13 protein-coding genes and 1 tRNA gene are annotated in these 15,161 nt (G+C 72.5%); 8 read left to right on the top strand and 6 right to left on the bottom strand.

Going from position 1 to position 15,161, the window contains the following annotated elements:
- The first annotated feature begins 160 nt into the window (after positions 1 to 160).
- From pstS to pstB, 4 genes are all read left to right on the top strand, one after another.
- A complete protein-coding gene (gene pstS / locus SPI96_RS09195) occupies positions 161 to 1,273 on the top strand; it encodes a phosphate ABC transporter substrate-binding protein PstS (RefSeq protein ID WP_321082064.1) in 1,113 nt (370 codons plus the stop codon).
- A gap of 123 nt (positions 1,274 to 1,396) precedes the next feature.
- Positions 1,397 to 2,356 carry a phosphate ABC transporter permease subunit PstC gene (gene pstC, locus SPI96_RS09190; protein ID WP_321082063.1) on the top strand — a complete coding sequence of 320 codons (960 nt, stop codon included), beginning with the start codon at positions 1,397 to 1,399 and terminating at the stop codon, positions 2,354 to 2,356.
- 1 nt (position 2,357) lies between these two features.
- Positions 2,358 to 3,542 (top strand): phosphate ABC transporter permease PstA, encoded by a 1,185-nt coding sequence (gene pstA / locus SPI96_RS09185; RefSeq protein ID WP_321082062.1) that lies wholly within the window; start codon positions 2,358 to 2,360, stop codon positions 3,540 to 3,542.
- A 49-nt stretch (positions 3,543 to 3,591) separates the two neighbouring features.
- Positions 3,592 to 4,371 carry a phosphate ABC transporter ATP-binding protein PstB gene (gene pstB / locus SPI96_RS09180; RefSeq protein ID WP_321082061.1) on the top strand — a complete coding sequence of 260 codons (780 nt, stop codon included), beginning with the start codon at positions 3,592 to 3,594 and terminating at the stop codon, positions 4,369 to 4,371.
- Between the two features lie 154 nt (positions 4,372 to 4,525).
- Here the strand turns inward: pstB and SPI96_RS09175 are convergent, their stop codons facing one another.
- The 3 genes from SPI96_RS09175 to SPI96_RS09165 all read right to left on the bottom strand — a co-directional run bounded on the left by SPI96_RS09175 (position 4,526) and on the right by SPI96_RS09165 (position 7,060).
- The gene (locus SPI96_RS09175; protein WP_321082060.1) at positions 4,526 to 5,539 is read right to left on the bottom strand and encodes an inorganic phosphate transporter; all 1,014 of its coding nucleotides are present in this window, start codon (positions 5,537 to 5,539) and stop codon (positions 4,526 to 4,528) included.
- Between the two features lie 36 nt (positions 5,540 to 5,575).
- Positions 5,576 to 6,202 carry a hypothetical protein gene (locus SPI96_RS09170; RefSeq protein WP_321082059.1) on the bottom strand — a complete coding sequence of 209 codons (627 nt, stop codon included), beginning with the start codon at positions 6,200 to 6,202 and terminating at the stop codon, positions 5,576 to 5,578.
- A 189-nt stretch (positions 6,203 to 6,391) separates the two neighbouring features.
- Positions 6,392 to 7,060, bottom strand: coding sequence for a hypothetical protein (locus SPI96_RS09165; RefSeq protein ID WP_321082058.1), 669 nt, complete (start codon positions 7,058 to 7,060; stop codon positions 6,392 to 6,394).
- 99 nt (positions 7,061 to 7,159) lie between these two features.
- On the opposite strand from SPI96_RS09165, the gene SPI96_RS09160 reads away from it, so the two are divergent.
- The 3 genes from SPI96_RS09160 to SPI96_RS09150 all read left to right on the top strand — a co-directional run bounded on the left by SPI96_RS09160 (position 7,160) and on the right by SPI96_RS09150 (position 9,096).
- Positions 7,160 to 7,232: transfer RNA gene (locus tag SPI96_RS09160), tRNA-Lys, on the top strand.
- Between the two features lie 233 nt (positions 7,233 to 7,465).
- The gene (locus tag SPI96_RS09155; protein ID WP_321082057.1) at positions 7,466 to 8,173 is read left to right on the top strand and encodes an esterase; all 708 of its coding nucleotides are present in this window, start codon (positions 7,466 to 7,468) and stop codon (positions 8,171 to 8,173) included.
- Positions 8,174 to 8,232: 59 nt separating this feature from the next.
- Positions 8,233 to 9,096: a hypothetical protein gene (locus tag SPI96_RS09150; RefSeq protein ID WP_321082056.1), complete on the top strand. Its 864-nt coding sequence runs from the start codon at positions 8,233 to 8,235 to the stop codon at positions 9,094 to 9,096.
- A gap of 71 nt (positions 9,097 to 9,167) precedes the next feature.
- Here the strand turns inward: SPI96_RS09150 and SPI96_RS09145 are convergent, their stop codons facing one another.
- On the bottom strand, positions 9,168 to 10,463 hold the full coding sequence (locus SPI96_RS09145; RefSeq protein WP_321082055.1) for a DUF445 domain-containing protein: 1,296 nt from the start codon (positions 10,461 to 10,463) through the stop codon (positions 9,168 to 9,170).
- Positions 10,464 to 10,570: 107 nt separating this feature from the next.
- On the opposite strand from SPI96_RS09145, the gene SPI96_RS09140 reads away from it, so the two are divergent.
- On the top strand, positions 10,571 to 11,482 hold the full coding sequence (locus SPI96_RS09140; protein ID WP_321082054.1) for a glycerophosphodiester phosphodiesterase family protein: 912 nt from the start codon (positions 10,571 to 10,573) through the stop codon (positions 11,480 to 11,482).
- Between the two features lie 156 nt (positions 11,483 to 11,638).
- On the opposite strand, the gene SPI96_RS09135 is transcribed toward SPI96_RS09140, so the two are convergent.
- Both SPI96_RS09135 and pta read right to left on the bottom strand, forming a co-directional pair.
- Positions 11,639 to 12,820, bottom strand: a complete 1,182-nt coding sequence (locus SPI96_RS09135) for an acetate kinase (RefSeq protein WP_321082082.1) — start codon at positions 12,818 to 12,820, stop codon at positions 11,639 to 11,641.
- 80 nt (positions 12,821 to 12,900) lie between these two features.
- Positions 12,901 to 14,976, bottom strand: coding sequence for a phosphate acetyltransferase (gene pta, locus SPI96_RS09130; protein WP_321082053.1), 2,076 nt, complete (start codon positions 14,974 to 14,976; stop codon positions 12,901 to 12,903).
- Between the last annotated feature and the right edge of the window lie 185 nt (positions 14,977 to 15,161).

The following is a 15,161-nucleotide window of genomic DNA, read 5'->3' as shown; positions in this document are numbered from 1 at the left end:
GTCATGTGTCCGTCACCGACCCCCTCCGGTGAGTTCACCCGCTGTTCACCCGTCCCGGACATTCGATTCACGTGGGCCGCCTAGCGTCGTCAGCGGTGCAGGTCCGGGTCTCCGCGGATCCTGCCGTCACCGTCATCGCGCAACGAAAGAGGCACCCCTCGTGAAGGCTCTCCGCTTCGGCCGCTCGGCCGCCGTCCTGTCCGTGGCCGCCATCGCCCTGACCGCCTGCTCCTCCGCCGGCAACAACGGCGACAACGCCGCCGGCTCCCAGGGCTCCGGCTCGCAGGGCACCACCTCCGAGGTCCAGGGCCAGCTGCGTGGTGCCGGTGCCACCTCCCAGGAGTCCGCCATGGGCGCCTGGACCAACGGTGTCACCTCGGTGGCCCCGAACCTGCAGGTCCAGTACTCCCCGGACGGCTCCGGCTCCGGCCGCGAGAAGTTCCTCAACGGTGCCGTGGCCTTCGCCGGCTCGGACTCCGCCATGAAGTCGGACGAGCTCGAGAAGTCCAAGGAGGTCTGCGGCGACCAGGGCGCCTTCCACGTGCCCGCCTACATCTCCCCGATCGCCATCGCCTACAACCTGCCGGGCGTGGACCAGAACATCAAGATGGACGCCGAGACCATCGCCAAGGTGTTCAAGGGTGAGATCAGCGCCTGGAACGACGAGGCCATCGCCTCCCAGAACCCGGGCGTCGAGCTGCCCGACACCACCATCACCGTGGTGCACCGCTCCGACGAGTCCGGCACCACCAAGAACTTCGTCTCCTACCTCTCCGAGGCCGCCCCCGAGGCCTGGACCTACGAGGTCGCCGAGGAGTGGCCGTCCGACATCACCGCCGAGTCCGCGCAGGGCACCAAGGGCGTGGTGGGCCAGGTGTCCAACACCGAGGGCGCCATCACCTACGCCGACGCCTCTGCCGCCAAGGACCTCGGCAACGTGGACGTCAAGGTCGGCGACGAGTACGTCGCCCTCTCCTCCGAGGCCGCCGCCAAGATGGTCGACGCCTCCGAGGCCAACGAGGACGGCTCCGTGAAGATCAACCGCGGCACCTCCGAGGCCGGCGTGTACCCCGTGGTCCTGATCTCCTACCACATCTACTGCAACCAGTACCCGACGCAGGACCAGGCCGACATGGTCAAGGCCTTCGCCGAGTACGTGGTGTCCGCGGACGGCCAGACCACCGCCCACGACACCGCCGGCAACGCCCCGATCTCCGACACCACCCGCGAGGCCGCGATGAAGCGCATCGAGGCCATCTCCGCTCAGGGCTGATCCGGCGCACGGATCCCCGCGGCGTCGGCCGTCGGCCCCACCTCGGGGTCGGCGGCTGACGCCGCGTCCGGGACGGACCCCGTCCCACCTCCACCACCACCCGCCCTACCCAGGGAAGGCACAGTGACCACTTCTGCACCCGAGACGACCGGCACGTCGTCTACATCGCTGCGCGGAGCGCGCGGCGGGACCGCCGGCGACAGCATCTTCTCCGGCCTGGCCCTGACCTCGGCCGTCCTGATCCTGATGGTCCTCGCCTTCGTGGCCGTCTTCCTCGTGGGGGAGGCGCTGCCCGCCCTCCAGCCGGGGGCGGACCTGCCCTCGGGGGGCTCCTTCTTCGAGTACGTGTGGCCGCTCATGGCCGGCACGCTCATGGCCGCCGTCATCGCCCTGCTGCTGGCCACCCCCGTGGCGATCGGCGTCGCGCTGTTCATCTCCCACTACGCGGCCCCGCGGATCGCCCAGCCCGTCGGCTTCCTCATCGACCTGCTCGCGGCGATCCCCTCCGTGGTCTACGGCGTGTGGGGCTGGCTCACCCTGGCCCCGCTGATGGTGCCGATCTACGAGTGGCTCAACGAGTACCTCGGCTTCATCCCCTTCTTCGCCGGGACGCCGACCACGACCGGCCGCACCATTCTCACCTCGGGTGTGGTGCTCGCCGTCATGGTGCTGCCGATCATCACCGCGCTGTGCCGCGAGATCTTCACCCAGACCCCGAAGCTGCACGAGGAGGCCGCGCTCGGTCTCGGCGCCACACGCTGGGAGATGATCCGCATGACCGTCTTCCCCTTCGCCCGTGCGGGCATCATCTCCTCCGTCATGCTGGGCCTGGGCCGCGCCCTCGGCGAGACCATGGCCGTGACCATGGTGCTCTCCGGCGGCATCTTCTCCTGGTCGCTCGTGGAGTCCGGCCGCAACCAGACGATCCCCTCGGAGATCGCGCTGAACTTCCCGGAGGCCTTCGGCATGCGCCTCAACGAGCTGATCGCCGCCGGCCTCATGCTCTTCATCATCACCCTCGCGGTGAACATGATCGCCCGCGCGATCGTCAACAAGCACAAGGAATTCTCGGGGGCGAACTGACATGAGCACCGTCGCAACGACCAGCACCCGCCCCGGAGGCGACCAGCGCGCCCCGCAGCGTCACTCCCTCACCGGCGGGCAGAAGCCCGGCTGGGTCTGGATGGCCGTGGCCGCCGGCGCCCTCGCCGTGGGCGCCCTCCTGACCGTCCTCCTGGCCGACGGGTTCCCCGTGGCCGGGTTCCTGGTCCTCTCCGCCATCGCCTACGTGCTCGGCATGTACCTGGTCACCCGGGTCATGGAGAACCGCCGCCGCGCCACCGACGGGCTGTGGCGCAACCTCGTGGGCCTGGCCTTCCTCATCGCCCTGGCGCCCCTGGTGTCCGTGCTGTGGTCGGTCATCGCCACCGGCTTGCCCACCCTGGTCTCCAACCCGCAGATCATGGCCTACGACATGCAGGGCGTCACCGGTGCGGAGGACGCCGCCTGGGTGGCCGCCGGCTCCCCGGCCGGCAGCCTGGCCGGCGGCTTCGGCCACGCCCTGATCGGCACCGTGGTCATCACCCTGATCGCCACCGTCATCTCCGTGCCGATCGGTCTGCTCACCTCCATCTATCTCGTGGAGTACGGGCGGGGCGGGGTCTTCTCCCGCGCCATCGTGTTCTTCGTGGACGTGATGACCGGGATCCCCTCGATCGTGGCCGGTCTGTTCGCCTACGCCGCGGTCACCTGGGTCCTGGAGATCACCATGGGCAGCCAGGCCCGCGCCCTGCAGAACGTGCAGATGGGCTTCACCGCCGCCATCGCCCTCTCCGTGCTGATGATCCCCGTGGTGGTCCGCTCCACCGAGGAGATGCTGCGCGTGGTGCCCAACGAGCTGCGCGAGGGCTCCTACGCCCTGGGCGTGCGCAAGTGGCAGACCATCACCAAGGTGGTCCTCCCCACCGCGATCTCCGGCATCGCCTCCGGCGTCACCCTGGCCATCGCCCGTGTGGCCGGTGAGACCGCCCCGATCCTCGTGACCGCCGGCTTCGCGCTCAGCGTGAACTGGAACCCGTTCGACAACTGGATGACGGCCCTGCCGGTCTACATCTACCGTCAGCTGGTGTCCCCGCTCTCGCCGACTGCCACCGACCCCTCCACCGCCCGTGCGTGGGCCGCCGCGCTCCTGCTGGTGCTGATCGTGATGTCCCTGAACCTCCTCGCGAGGCTCATTGCCAAGGCGTTCGCCCCCAAGACCGGCCGCTGACCGACGTCGGCCCCACCCCACACGCGACTCCCGAAGGAACCGAACCTCCATGTCCAAGCGCATCCAGGCCAACGACGTCGACGTCTACTACGGCAAGTTCAAGGCGGTCGAGGGCGTCACCATCGACATCGCCCCCCGCACCGTCACCGCGTTCATCGGACCCTCCGGCTGCGGCAAGACCACCTTCCTGCGCAGCATCAACCGCATGCACGAGGTCCTGCCCGGGGCCTACGTGGACGGCCAGATCCTCCTCGACGGCGAGGACATCTACGGCAGCGGCGTGGACCCGGTGCGGGTCCGCTCCCAGATCGGCATGGTGTTCCAGCGCCCGAACCCGTTCCCCACGATGTCCATCCGGGACAACGTCCTGGCCGGATACAAGCTCAACGGCACCCGCCTGAACAAGGCCCGTGCGGACGAGATCGTGGAGAAGTCCCTCCAGGGTGCCAACCTCTGGAACGAGGTCAAGGACCGCCTCGAGAAGCCGGGCTCCGGCCTCTCCGGCGGCCAGCAGCAGCGCCTGTGCATCGCCCGCTCGATCGCCGTCCAGCCGGACGTGATCCTCATGGACGAGCCCTGCTCCGCCCTGGACCCGATCTCCACGCTCGCGGTCGAGGACCTCATCAACGAGCTCAAGGAGCAGTACACCGTCATCATCGTCACGCACAACATGCAGCAGGCCGCGCGCGTGGCGGACAAGACGGCGTTCTTCAACATCCAGGGCGTCGGCAAGCCCGGCAAGCTCATCGAGTTCGACGAGACCAACGTCATCTTCAACAACCCCTCGAACCAGCAGACCGAGGACTACGTCTCCGGCCGTTTCGGCTGAGCCTGCAACAGCTGCACGACGGCGGCCCCCGCCCTCGGCGTTCCACGGAGCGTCGGAGGCGGGGGCCGCCGTCGTCGGGGGAGGAGGTGGGCTGCACCCGGGGGCCGCCGTCGGCGGGGCGCTCGTCGGTGCCCGCTGTGCCGAGGACGGGCCGTCAGGTGATCGCGGCGACCAGGCCCAGGGCCAGCCCGTACGCCACGGCGCCGCAGAGCACAGGGGTGAGCAGCCACCAGCCCAGCACACGCAGCACCTGCGGCCAGCGCACCGACGCGTACGTCTGCGTCTGCCCAGCCCCCACCACACCCGCGGCCACCGTGTGGCTCGAGGACAGCGGCACGTGCAGCAGCATCGTCCCGACGAAGATCAGCGCCGCCGGCACCACGGTGGCCACGGCCGCCCGCAGCGGATCCAGGTCCGTGAGACGCTCCGTGAGCGTCCAGGCGATGCGCCAGGCCCCACCCAGGGTGCCGGCGGCCACCGCCAGAGCGAGCAGCACCGTCGTCAACGCCTCCGGCACCGGCGAGGGCCCGCCGGCGGCCAGCACGGACGCCGCCCAGAGCACCCCGAGCCGCTGACCGGACTGCACACCGTGGCCGAACGCGGTGGTCCCCCCGGAGACCGCCAGGGCAATCCGGGCCCGGCGCTGCACGTTCACGGTGGTGCCCGTCGTCGCCAGGCCCACCACCGGCCGGGTGATCACCCGGGCCAGCGCCCACGCCAGCAGGGGCGAGAACACCAGCCCCACAGCCAGGTCCACGCCCATCCGCTGGCCGATCCGCTCATCCAGGGGCGCGCCGAGGGCCACATGCGCGGCCAGGTGCGCCCCGGCCAGGGCCGCGATCAGGGCGCTGGTGGTGGAGGCCGGGATGCGGCGCCACCACAGCAGGACCCCCCAGAGGAGCACCGTCACCAGACCCGCGGCCACGGTGAGCAGGCCCGGGCCCCCGGAGCCCACGTGCTGCTCCACGAACCGCACCCCCACCGCCACCAGCAGGATCCCCAGGGAAGCCCCAGCACCGTTGAGCACGGCCGCCATCACCAGGGACACCCGGGGGGTGAGTGCTCCGTGCCGCACGGGCAGGGCGACGGCGTTCGGTGCGTCCCGGAAGCCCATCAGGCCCGCCAGCAGCACGAGTAGGGCGAGGACCCCGACCAGCGGCGCCGTCACCGGTGGGCCCGCCGGGTGCAGGGGAGGGTGAGCAGGTCAGGACTCACGGACGAGCACCATGCCCAGGCAGCTGTTCACACGGGAGAGGGACTCCACGGCGGACTGGAGGGCCCAGGCCACCTCCCGCTGCCGGTTGAAGTCCCGCTGCAGCAGGTCGTGGCCGAGGCCCGCGAGCCACTCCACGAGGATCCGGTCCATCCGGCGGACGCCGCTCTCGAGCTGCATCCAGGTGTCCTCGAGGGCGTCGAGGTCCCGGAGCTGGTCCATGGCCCGGCGCAGCAGCTCGGCCTGGCGGCCCACGGTCTCCAACAGGTCCAGGGCGGGGGCGGGCAGCTCCTCGAGGCCGGCGCGCTGCACCATCACACCCGCACCCACCACCCGGTGCGCGGCAGTGTGCACGCCCCCGGCCAGCTGGTAGAGGTCCTGTCGGGGGATCGGGGTCACATAGGAGCTGCGCAGGGCGGTGAGGAACGCCATGAGGGAGGCGGTGGCCGTGCCGTCGAGGTCCGTGAGCTCGCGCTCCACCCGATCCTGGCGCTGCCCGGTGGTGGAGCTGAGCTGCGCCATCAGGGTGACCGCCCGGCCCAGGGCCAGGCAGAGGTCCGCGAGGTGACGGAGGGCGGGGGTGTCGCGGGTGACGAGCCAGGGCAGACGTGGTGCCATCGGCGCGCTCAGCCTCTCTGCTCAGGCGGGATGTCGACGACGGCACCGGACCGGGGACGCCTCTCGGCGGAAGGCCGCTCGTGGCGGCTGAATGTTGGAGCCCGGGGTCACCTGCGGTCCGGCGCCGTCGTCTCCCAGTCTAACGAGCCGGCCGCCGCCGTGATTCCCGGCCGGGGCCGTCCTCGGGCGTCAGTCCAGCACGCCCGCCCTCCAGGCCGCCGCGGAGGCCTCGAGGGCCTCCGCTGTGGCGATCAGCCGCGCGGCCCGCCCCGTGAGGGCGGCGGCCCGGGGCGGGGAGGAGGCGTCGGCGTCGTCGGCGTGGTGGGTCTGGCCGAGCGCCACCACCCGTGCGTAGGCGGCCGCCCGCTCGAGCGCGACGTCCAGCTCCGCCCGGTACGCGCCCGTGAGGATCGTGTCCGTGAGCCGGCGCAGCTCCTCCGGCCCGGGCGGCTCCACGGCCCCGGCCACGGCACGCGCGGCCTGGTTGGCGTACCCGCCGCGGTACCAGGCGGCCCAGCGCTCGCCGTCGCGGGCGGTGGCCTCCTGCAGGGCGTAGAGCCGCCACAGGGCGCCGGCGAGCGAGACCGCGGGGGCGTCGGCCCACAGCTGCGCGAGGGTCTCCACCCCCACCTCCCGCACGAGCCCCACCAGACGCGCGACGACGTCCGGGTCCTCCTCCGCGCGGCCGCCCTCCACGAGGGCGTGGGCCAGACGCGCGGCCGCGGCGGAGACCTGTTGGGGGTCCTCGCCGCCGGCGAGCACGGCCAGCTGCTCGGGAGAGGTCAGGCGGGGGCGGTGCGGTCGGACCAGGCCGGCGGCACTGGAGCTGGTGCCGCGGCCGGAGCGGTGGTGGGCCACGGGACTCCTCGGGGTCGGTGGGCGGACGGTCCACGGTAGCCCCGGCGGGGCTCGGCTACCATGACAGGGCGCACAGGTCCGGTGACGGGCCGGCGTGGAGGGCCTTTAGCTCAGCTGGCAGAGCATCGGACTTTTAATCCGCTGGTCGCGGGTTCGATCCCCGCAGGGCCCACAGCACAGGGGTTCCCTCCCCCATGCCCCAGCGCTCCGGGGGGCGAAACCCCAGCGCTCGGGGCGCCCTTCCCCGCGCTCCGGGGGCGAAAGGGCCCGGAATTCCACCCGGATTCCGGCCCCTTTCGCCCCCGGAACATCACGAGTGGGGCTTTCGCCCCCGGAACATCACGAGTGGGGGCGGTTGCGGGCCACCAGCGGCCCTAGGGCGTGCGTCACACCTAGGATGGAGCCATGCCCTCCGGACCCGCTCCCACGCCCTCACGCCTGAGCAGCGGCGGCCACGCCGTGTGGTCCCGCCCGGCCGGGCAGCGTGTGGGCACGGACCTGGTGCTCGTCCTGCACGGGTACGGCTCCAATGAGGTGCGCGCCGCGCGCACGTTCTTCCCGATGCTGCCGGAGCGCTGCACGGGCCTGGCCCTGCGCGGCGGGTTCGAGATCGACTCCTCCGCCGCCGAGGGCCCGGGGGATCCGGGCGCCCACGGCTGGTTCCTGCTGGACCTGTTCCTGCAGTCGGACTTCGCCCAAGTGCTGGCCGCCGCGCACCGCGTGTACGACGCCCTGTCCTCCGAGGACGTGACCGAGGGGCGGTTCCGCACGGTGTCCCTGCTCGGCTTCTCCCAGGGCATGGCCATGGCGACGACGGCCCTGCGCCTGCGCCCGGAGGCGTTCACGTGCGCGGTGGGTCTGAGCGGGTTCGCCGTGGACAACGAGCTGCTCAACGTCCTGGACTCGCCCGCAGAGGGCCCGGGGCCCCGACCGTTCTTCTGGGGCCGGGACACCTCGGACGTGGTGATCCACCCGGACGCGATCGCCCACACCGCCGCCTGGGCACAGGAGCACACCCTGCTCACGGCCCGCACCTACCCGGGCATGCTGCACTCCACCGGCCCGGAGGAGGCCCGGGACGTGCGGATCTTCCTGGAGCACACGCTCGGCTGAGCGCCCCGCGGGGCCTCAGCCCTGCGTCCGCGCCGGTGCCGGGAACTACTGTGGCCGCCATGGCTAAGAACTCGATGATGGGCCGGTACGCCTCCGGCAAGGCGAAGGACTTCGCGGTCAAGGCGGCGTTCGACGAGGACGGCAACCCCACCGAGACGTTCGAGAAGGTCGTCTTCCGGACGCTGGACGTCCAGCGTCCGCTGGTGCTCAAGAACATCCAGCGGATCCGTGAGAACCATCCCGGGGAGACGCCGGAGCAGCTCGCGCAGCGGCTCAGCGACCAGTACGTGAACACCGTCACCGGCGCCGGGGCGGCCGTGGGCGGCACCGCGATCATCCCGGGCATCGGCACGGTGGCCGCCCTGGGGCTCTCCGCGGCCGCCACGGTGGGCTTCCTCGAGGCCACGGCCCTGTACGCGCAGTCCCTGGCCGAACTGCACGGCATCACCACCCAGGACCCGGAGCGCTCGAAGGCGCTGGTCATGGCCGTGATGCTGGGCGAGGACGCCAAGGAGCTGCTCGGGGAGCTCGCCCAGCGCTCCGGCGGCCGCGGCCCCGGGGACCCCTCCACGGGCCTGACCGCCATGCTCGGCACCGGCTCCGGGGCGGGCATGGGCGCCATGGTCGTCGAGCAGCTCAAGAAGCGCTTCATCAAGCGGCTGCTGGTCCGCCAGGGCGCCGGCTTCGTGGGCCGTGCGGTGCCGTTCGGCATCGGCGCCGTGATCGGCGGTGTGGGCAACCGGGCCATGGCGAAGGCCGTCGTGCAGAACGCCCGCGAGCTCTTCGGCCCGCTGCCCACCGTCCTGCCCGAGGAGATCGCCTCCGTCCCCGTCGAGGGCGGGCGCTCCCGTGGCGGCCTGCTCTCCGGCGTGCTCAAGGCCCTGCCAGGCGGCCGCAAGGACGAGGACGCCCCCTCGGCCTGACCCGCCCCCACGACGACGGCGACGCCCCCGCCCGGGTGCGTCGCCGTCGTCGTCCCCGCGCCGGGCGCGGTTCAGAACAGCAGCGTGGCGAGCGTGTGGATGCCCAACCCGGCCAGGGCCCCGACCACCGAGCCGTTGATCCGGATGAACTGCAGGTCCCGGCCCACCAGCAGCTCGAGGGTGCGCGCGGTCTGCTCCCCGTCCCAGCGGGACACGGTCTCCTCGATCACCCCCGTCAGCGCCGGCCCGTAGGTGCTCAGCGCATAGGCCGCCGCCCGGCGGGCCCGCTCGTCCACCCGGGCCCGCAGCACCGGGTCCTCCTGCAGGCGCGCGCCGAGGTCCTCCAGCGCCGCCACGAGCGCCCGGTGCAGGTCCGAGGACGGGTCCTCGAGGGCGTCCAGGAGGGAGTCCCGCAGCGCCGCCCAGGCCCGGCCCACCCACGCCCGCAGGTTCTCGTCTGCGAACAGGGTGCGCTTGAATCGCTCCACGGACTCCCGGGCCGGGGTGTCCGCCCGCAGGTCCGCGGCCAGGCGCGCCAGCCAGTCGTCGATCGAACGGCGGGCCTCGTGGTGGGGGTCGCCGCGCACCCCCGCCAGGTACTTGAGGGCCTCCGCGTGGAGGCGCTCGGCCAGCAGCCGGTCCACCAGCTCCGGGCTCCACTCCGGGGAGCGCCGCCGCACGGTCTCCAGGAACACCTCGGGGTGCGCGGCCACCCAGTCCCCGGTGTGTGCCACCAGCAGGTCCACCGCCGTCACATGGTGGCGCCCGGCCAGCACGTCCTCGAGCACCCCGGCCAGGGTCGGGGACCAGTCCGGCTCCACCATGTGGGTCTGCATGAGCTGCTGCAGCAGCTCCTGCACCGCGTCGTCGTCTGCGGCAGCCATCGCGGACCGGGCCGCCGTGGCCACCTCACCGGCCATGCGCGCGGCGTTCTCCCGGCGGCGCAGCCACCCACCCACGGCATGGGCCACCTCCAGGCCCTCCACCTTCTCCCGGGCCACGTCCGAGTCCAGGAAGTTCTCCTGTACGAACTCCGTCAGCGCCGCCCCGAGCTGGTCCTTCTTCCTGGGGATCAGTGCCGTGTGGGGCACCGGCACCCCCGCCGGATGCCGGAACAGGGCCGTCACCGCGAACCAGTCCGCCAGCGCGCCCACCATGCCGCCCTCCGCCGCGGCCCGCACGAACCCCCACACCGGGTGCACGTCCTGCAACGGGAACGCCACCGCGAACACCACGGCCAGCACCACCAGCAGGCCCGTGGCCACCCGCTTCATGTGCCGCAGCCCCGCGGCACGCTGCCGGGCGGAGTCGCTGAGGGCGGCCGGAGGCGCCAGGACGGCGGAGGGGGGAGCCGAGGTGCGGGGCATGGACCCGAGCGTAGTCGCCGACGCCGGCCCGACGTCGTCGCCCCCGGTTCACCTGCCCGTGGGCCGCCCGTGGCGGCCGGGCAACGTCGCCTCTCTAGCCTGGCGGCGTGCTCCCCCTCGTGATCGCCCACCGCGGCGCGTCCGCCGCCTTCGCCGAACACACCCGTGCCGCCCTCCTCCACGCGATCGCCGTGGGCGCCGACGGCATCGAGTGCGACGTCCAGCTCACCAAGGACAGAGAGGTTGTGCTCTGGCACGACCCCACCGTGGACCGCGCCTCCGACGGCCGCGGCGCGCTCGCGGACCACACCCTGGCCGCCCTGCGCCGCCTCGACGTGCTCTCCTGGCACCGCGGGCTGGCCGCGGGCGGGCCCGGGCTGCCCGCGGCCTACGGCCGCCCCGAGGAGCAGGTGCTCACCCTGCACGAGGCGCTGGGGATCGTGGCCGGGGCGGGGCGCAGGATGCGTCTGGCGATCGAACTCAAGCATCCCTCCCCGTTCGGGCGTGAGCTCGAGGAGCGCGTGGTGCGCGAGCTCGTGGCCGCCGGCTGGGACCCGGATTCAGGCCATGTGGGCGAGGTGGAGGTCTCCCTTATGAGCTTCGACCCCGGCGCGCTCGAGCATCTGGCCCCGCTGACCGGCCCGGACGCGCTCTGCCCGCTCGTGGACCTCATGCCGGAGCAGCCGCCGTCCCGGCTCGCCCGCGGGCCGGTGGGCCGGGCGGCCGTGCGGGCCGCGGTGCGCCGCACCCTCGCGGACGCCGAGGCCATGGTGTGGCGGGGCCGTGCGGGCTTGGCCGGGCCGTCCCTGGCGTACGTGCGCTCCCATCGGGCGGATGTGAAGGCCTGGTTGGCCTCCGGGCGGCGGCTGCGGGTGTGGACCGTGGACGAACGGGAGGACGTCGCCTTCCTCCTGGCCCAGGGTGTCCAGGAGATCACCACCAACCGCCCCGCGGACGTGCTGCGCTGGGTGGCCGAGATCGCCACGACGCCGGGGGTGCAGCCGGTGGCGGCCCGCTGAGGCCCGCTGTGGCTCACTGAGATCCGCAGGCTGCGGCTCACGGCCCGCCGCAGCCTGCAGACACGGCGACGCCGCGGCGACTGAGGAGTCTCAGTCGCCGCGGCGTCGTGTCCCGGCCGGGCCGGGGCCCGGGTCAGTGCCCGGGGGGAGGGAGGATCAGGCCTCGGCCTTCACCCAGGCGCCCTCCTCCTCCACCATGTGGTGGGTGAGGTGGGCGATCGCCATCTCCTCGTCCGTGGGGGCCACGAGCACGGGGATCTTGGACTCCGGGGTGGAGATCACGCGCGGCTCGCCGCTGCGGATCTTGTTGAGCTCGGGGTCGTAGGCCACGCCGAGGGCGTCGGCGATGCGGTCCAGCACCATCGAGCGGAACAGCGGGGAGTTCTCGCCGATGCCGGCGGTGAAGACGATCGCCTTCGCGCCGCCCACGGCCACGTGGTAGGAGCCCACGTACTTCGCCACACGGTAGGCGGCGATGTTCAGGGCGTTCTGGGCGTCCTCGTCGCCGTTCTCGGCGGCCTGCTCCACCTCGCGCATGTCGGCGTGGCCGGTCAGGCCCAGCAGGCCGGACTGCTTGTTCAGCAGGGTGTCCAGCTGCTCACCGGTGTAGCCCTGGGTGATGGCCAGCTGGGTGATGACGGACGGGTCGACGTCGCCGGAGCGGGTGCCCATGACCAGGCCGGCCAGCGGGGTGTAGCCCATGGAGGTGTCCACGGACTTGCCGCCCTTGACGGCGGTGGCGGAGGCACCGTTGCCGATGTGCAGGATGATGCCGTCGAACTCGTCGCGCGGGATCTCCAGGTGCTCGGCGGCCATGCCGGCCACGAGGTCGTGGCTGGTGCCGTGGGCGCCGTAGCGGCGGATGCCGTGCTCCTTGTAGAGCTCACGCGGCAGGGCGTACTGCCATGCCTCACGCGGCATGGTCTGGTGGAAGGAGGTGTCGAAGACGACCACCTGCGGCAGCTCCGGCCAGCGCTCGGCCACGGCGCGCAGACCCTGCACGGCGGCGGGGTTGTGCAGCGGGGCCAGCGGGGAGAGACGGTCGATCTCCTCGATGACCTTCTCGGTCACGAAGGCGGGGGCCTTGAAGAACTCGCCACCGTGCACCACACGGTGGCCGGCGGCGGCCAGGCGGCGGTCGCCGATGACCTGGGTGATCTCGGCCTCGACCTTGGCCAGGGCGGCGGCGTGGTCCGGGGTGTCCGAGCCGGGCACGCCGATGCGCTCGACGACGCCCTTGGTCACCACGGGGCTCTCGGCGTCCTCGCCGTCGAGGGTGAGCTCACGCACCTGGTACTTCAGGGAGGAGGAGCCCGAGTTCACGACGAGCACGAGCAGGCCGTCGTCGGTGAGGTCCTTGGCGGACACGCGGGTGCCCTCGGCGGGGGTCTGGGTGTTGTGGGTCATGTTCGGCTCCTTCAGCCCTGGGCCTGCGCCTGGATGGCGGTGATGGCGACGGTGTTGACGATGTCCTCCACGGTGGTGCCGCGAGAGAGGTCGTTGACGGGCTTGTTGAGGCCCTGGAGGACCGGCCCGACGGCGACAGCGCCCGAAGACTGCTGGACCGCCTTGTACGTGTTGTTGCCGGTGTTGAGGTCGGGGAAGACGAACACGGTCGCCTGCCCGGCCACCTCGGAGCCCGGCATCTTGGAGGCCGCGATGGACGCGTTGACGGCGGCGTCGTACTGCAGCGGGCCCTCGACCTTGAGCTCCGGGTGGTTCTGCTTGACCAGCTCGGTGGCGGCACGGACCTTGTCCACGGCGTCGCCGGAGCCGGAGGTGCCGGTGGAGTAGGAGAGCATCGCCACGCGCGGGTCCACGCCGAACTGGGCGGCGGTCTCCGCGGAGGCCGCGGCGATGTCCGCCAGCTGCTCCGAGTTCGGGTTCGGGTTCACGGCGCAGTCGCCGTACACCAGGGTGCGGTCCGGCAGGAGCATCAGGAACACGGAGGACACGATCGACACGCCCGGGCGGGTCTTCACGAACTCCAGGGCCGGGCGGATGGTGTTGGCCGTGGTGTGGGCCGCGCCCGAGACCATGCCGTCGGCGTCGCCGAGGTGCACCATCATGGTGCCGTAGTAGGCGCCCTCGAGCATGACCTCGCGGGCGCGCTCGATGTCCACGCCCTTGTGGGCGCGCAGCTTCTGGTACTCCTCGGCGTAGCGCTCGCGCTCGGGGGACTGGGCCGGGTCCAGCACGGTGATGCCCGTGAGGTCCACGCCCTCGCGGGAGGCCAGCTCGCGCACCTCGGCCTCGGCGCCCAGGACCACCAGGTCGCAGACGTCGCGGCGCTGCAGGATCTCCGCGGCACGCAGCACGCGGGCGTCCTCGCCCTCGGGCAGCACGATGGTCTGGCGGTCGGCGCGGGCGCGCTCGATCAGCTCGTGCAGGAACCGCAGCGGGGTGACCACGTTGGTGCGGGGCAGGTCGATGCGGGCCAGGAGCTCGTCGCCGTCGACCCGCTGGTGCCAGGCGCCGAGGGCGGCGGCGGTCTTGCGCGGCTGGGCGCTGGAGAGCTCGGAGCGGACGCGGGAGACCTTCGCGGCGGTGTGGAAGGTGTCGTCGTGGGTGACGAGCACCGGGAAGGCGGCGTCCAGGTAGAGGCGCTGCACCTGGGCGTTCGGCAGGACGCCGTTGGTGAGGATCATGCCGGAGGGGGTGGGGAACTCCGGCGTCAGAGAGGAGGCCAGGGAGGCCATGATGGCGTCCGAGCGGTCGCCGGAGACGATCACGAGGGCGCCCTCGGTGAGCACCTCGAGGAAGTTGCCGCCCTCCATGGAGACGGCCTTGACCTCGGTGACGTCGCGGTCGAGGGTCTCGCGGCCGGCGACCTGCTCCAGGCCGAGGGCCTCGGCGACCTCCGCCACGGAGGGGTGGGCGAGCTCGGGCAGCTCCGGCAGCACGTACACGGGCAGCTTGCTGGCGCCCGGGCGGATGGCCGCGGAGATCTCGTCGGCGAGGTCGGCCTCGGCACGGTTGACGATCACGGCCAGCAGGTCGGCGCCGGCCTCGGCCACCGCGTGGCGGCTGAGGTCCACGGCGTCGGCGGCCTGCGCCGGCGTCTGGCCGGCGGCGGAGACCACGGCGATCACCGGGGTGTTGAGGTTCATGGCGAGCTGGGCGTTGAGCTCGAGGTCGGCGGACGGGTCGGAGCCGACGAGGTCGGTGCCCTCCACCACCACGACGCCGGCCGCGGCGGCCATCTTGTCGAAGGCCTCGACGCAGCGCTCCTGGACCTCGTCCCCGCGGCCCTCGGCCATCAGGGAACGGGCCTCGGCGGCGGTGATGCCGCCGCGCGCCTGCTCGGCGGTGAGGCCGAACTGCTCACGCATGAGCAGGACCATCGGGTCGGTCTCCACATCGTCCCCGGGGACGACGGGACGGAAGTAGCCCACCGACCCGGAGCGCTTGTACAGCGAGTCCGCCACACCGAGGGTGATGAGGGACTTGCCAGCCCCCGGTGTGGTCGTGGTGACGAAGATTCCCTGGGGCATGACGGCCTTTCGCGGACGACGATTCGGGCAGGCCACACGGCGCACTGCGGTGGGCCTGCAGGCCAGCCTACAGAGGCGCGGCGGTGCGCGGGACACGAAAGTACCTCTGCGAAGGGGATCCGCCTCACATCCGCCCGCTCCGGGAGCCTGCCCGGGCCTGCCGAGGGGGCGCACCGTCGTCGTGC

The sequence above is a fragment of the Micrococcus sp. genome, from assembly GCF_034179925.1.
In the GTDB taxonomy this organism is placed as follows: Bacteria; Actinomycetota; Actinomycetes; order Actinomycetales; family Micrococcaceae; genus Micrococcus.
The sequence above is the reverse complement of the archived record's forward strand: the minus strand, read 5'-3'. Positions and strand labels throughout refer to the sequence as shown.

What these genes read in the sequence shown, in the direction of transcription:
- pstA (WP_321082062.1), top strand. Translation starts at nt 2,358, where the DNA reads ATGAGCACCGTCGCAACGACCAGCACCCGCCCCGGAGGCGACCAGCGC.
- pstB (WP_321082061.1), top strand. Translation starts at nt 3,592, where the DNA reads ATGTCCAAGCGCATCCAGGCCAACGACGTCGACGTCTACTACGGCAAG.
- SPI96_RS09170 (WP_321082059.1), bottom strand. Translation starts at nt 6,202, where the DNA reads ATGGCACCACGTCTGCCCTGGCTCGTCACCCGCGACACCCCCGCCCTC.
- SPI96_RS09155 (WP_321082057.1), top strand. Translation starts at nt 7,466, where the DNA reads ATGCCCTCCGGACCCGCTCCCACGCCCTCACGCCTGAGCAGCGGCGGC.
- SPI96_RS09150 (WP_321082056.1), top strand. Translation starts at nt 8,233, where the DNA reads ATGGCTAAGAACTCGATGATGGGCCGGTACGCCTCCGGCAAGGCGAAG.
- SPI96_RS09145 (WP_321082055.1), bottom strand. Translation starts at nt 10,463, where the DNA reads ATGCCCCGCACCTCGGCTCCCCCCTCCGCCGTCCTGGCGCCTCCGGCC.
- pta (WP_321082053.1), bottom strand. Translation starts at nt 14,976, where the DNA reads ATGCCCCAGGGAATCTTCGTCACCACGACCACACCGGGGGCTGGCAAG.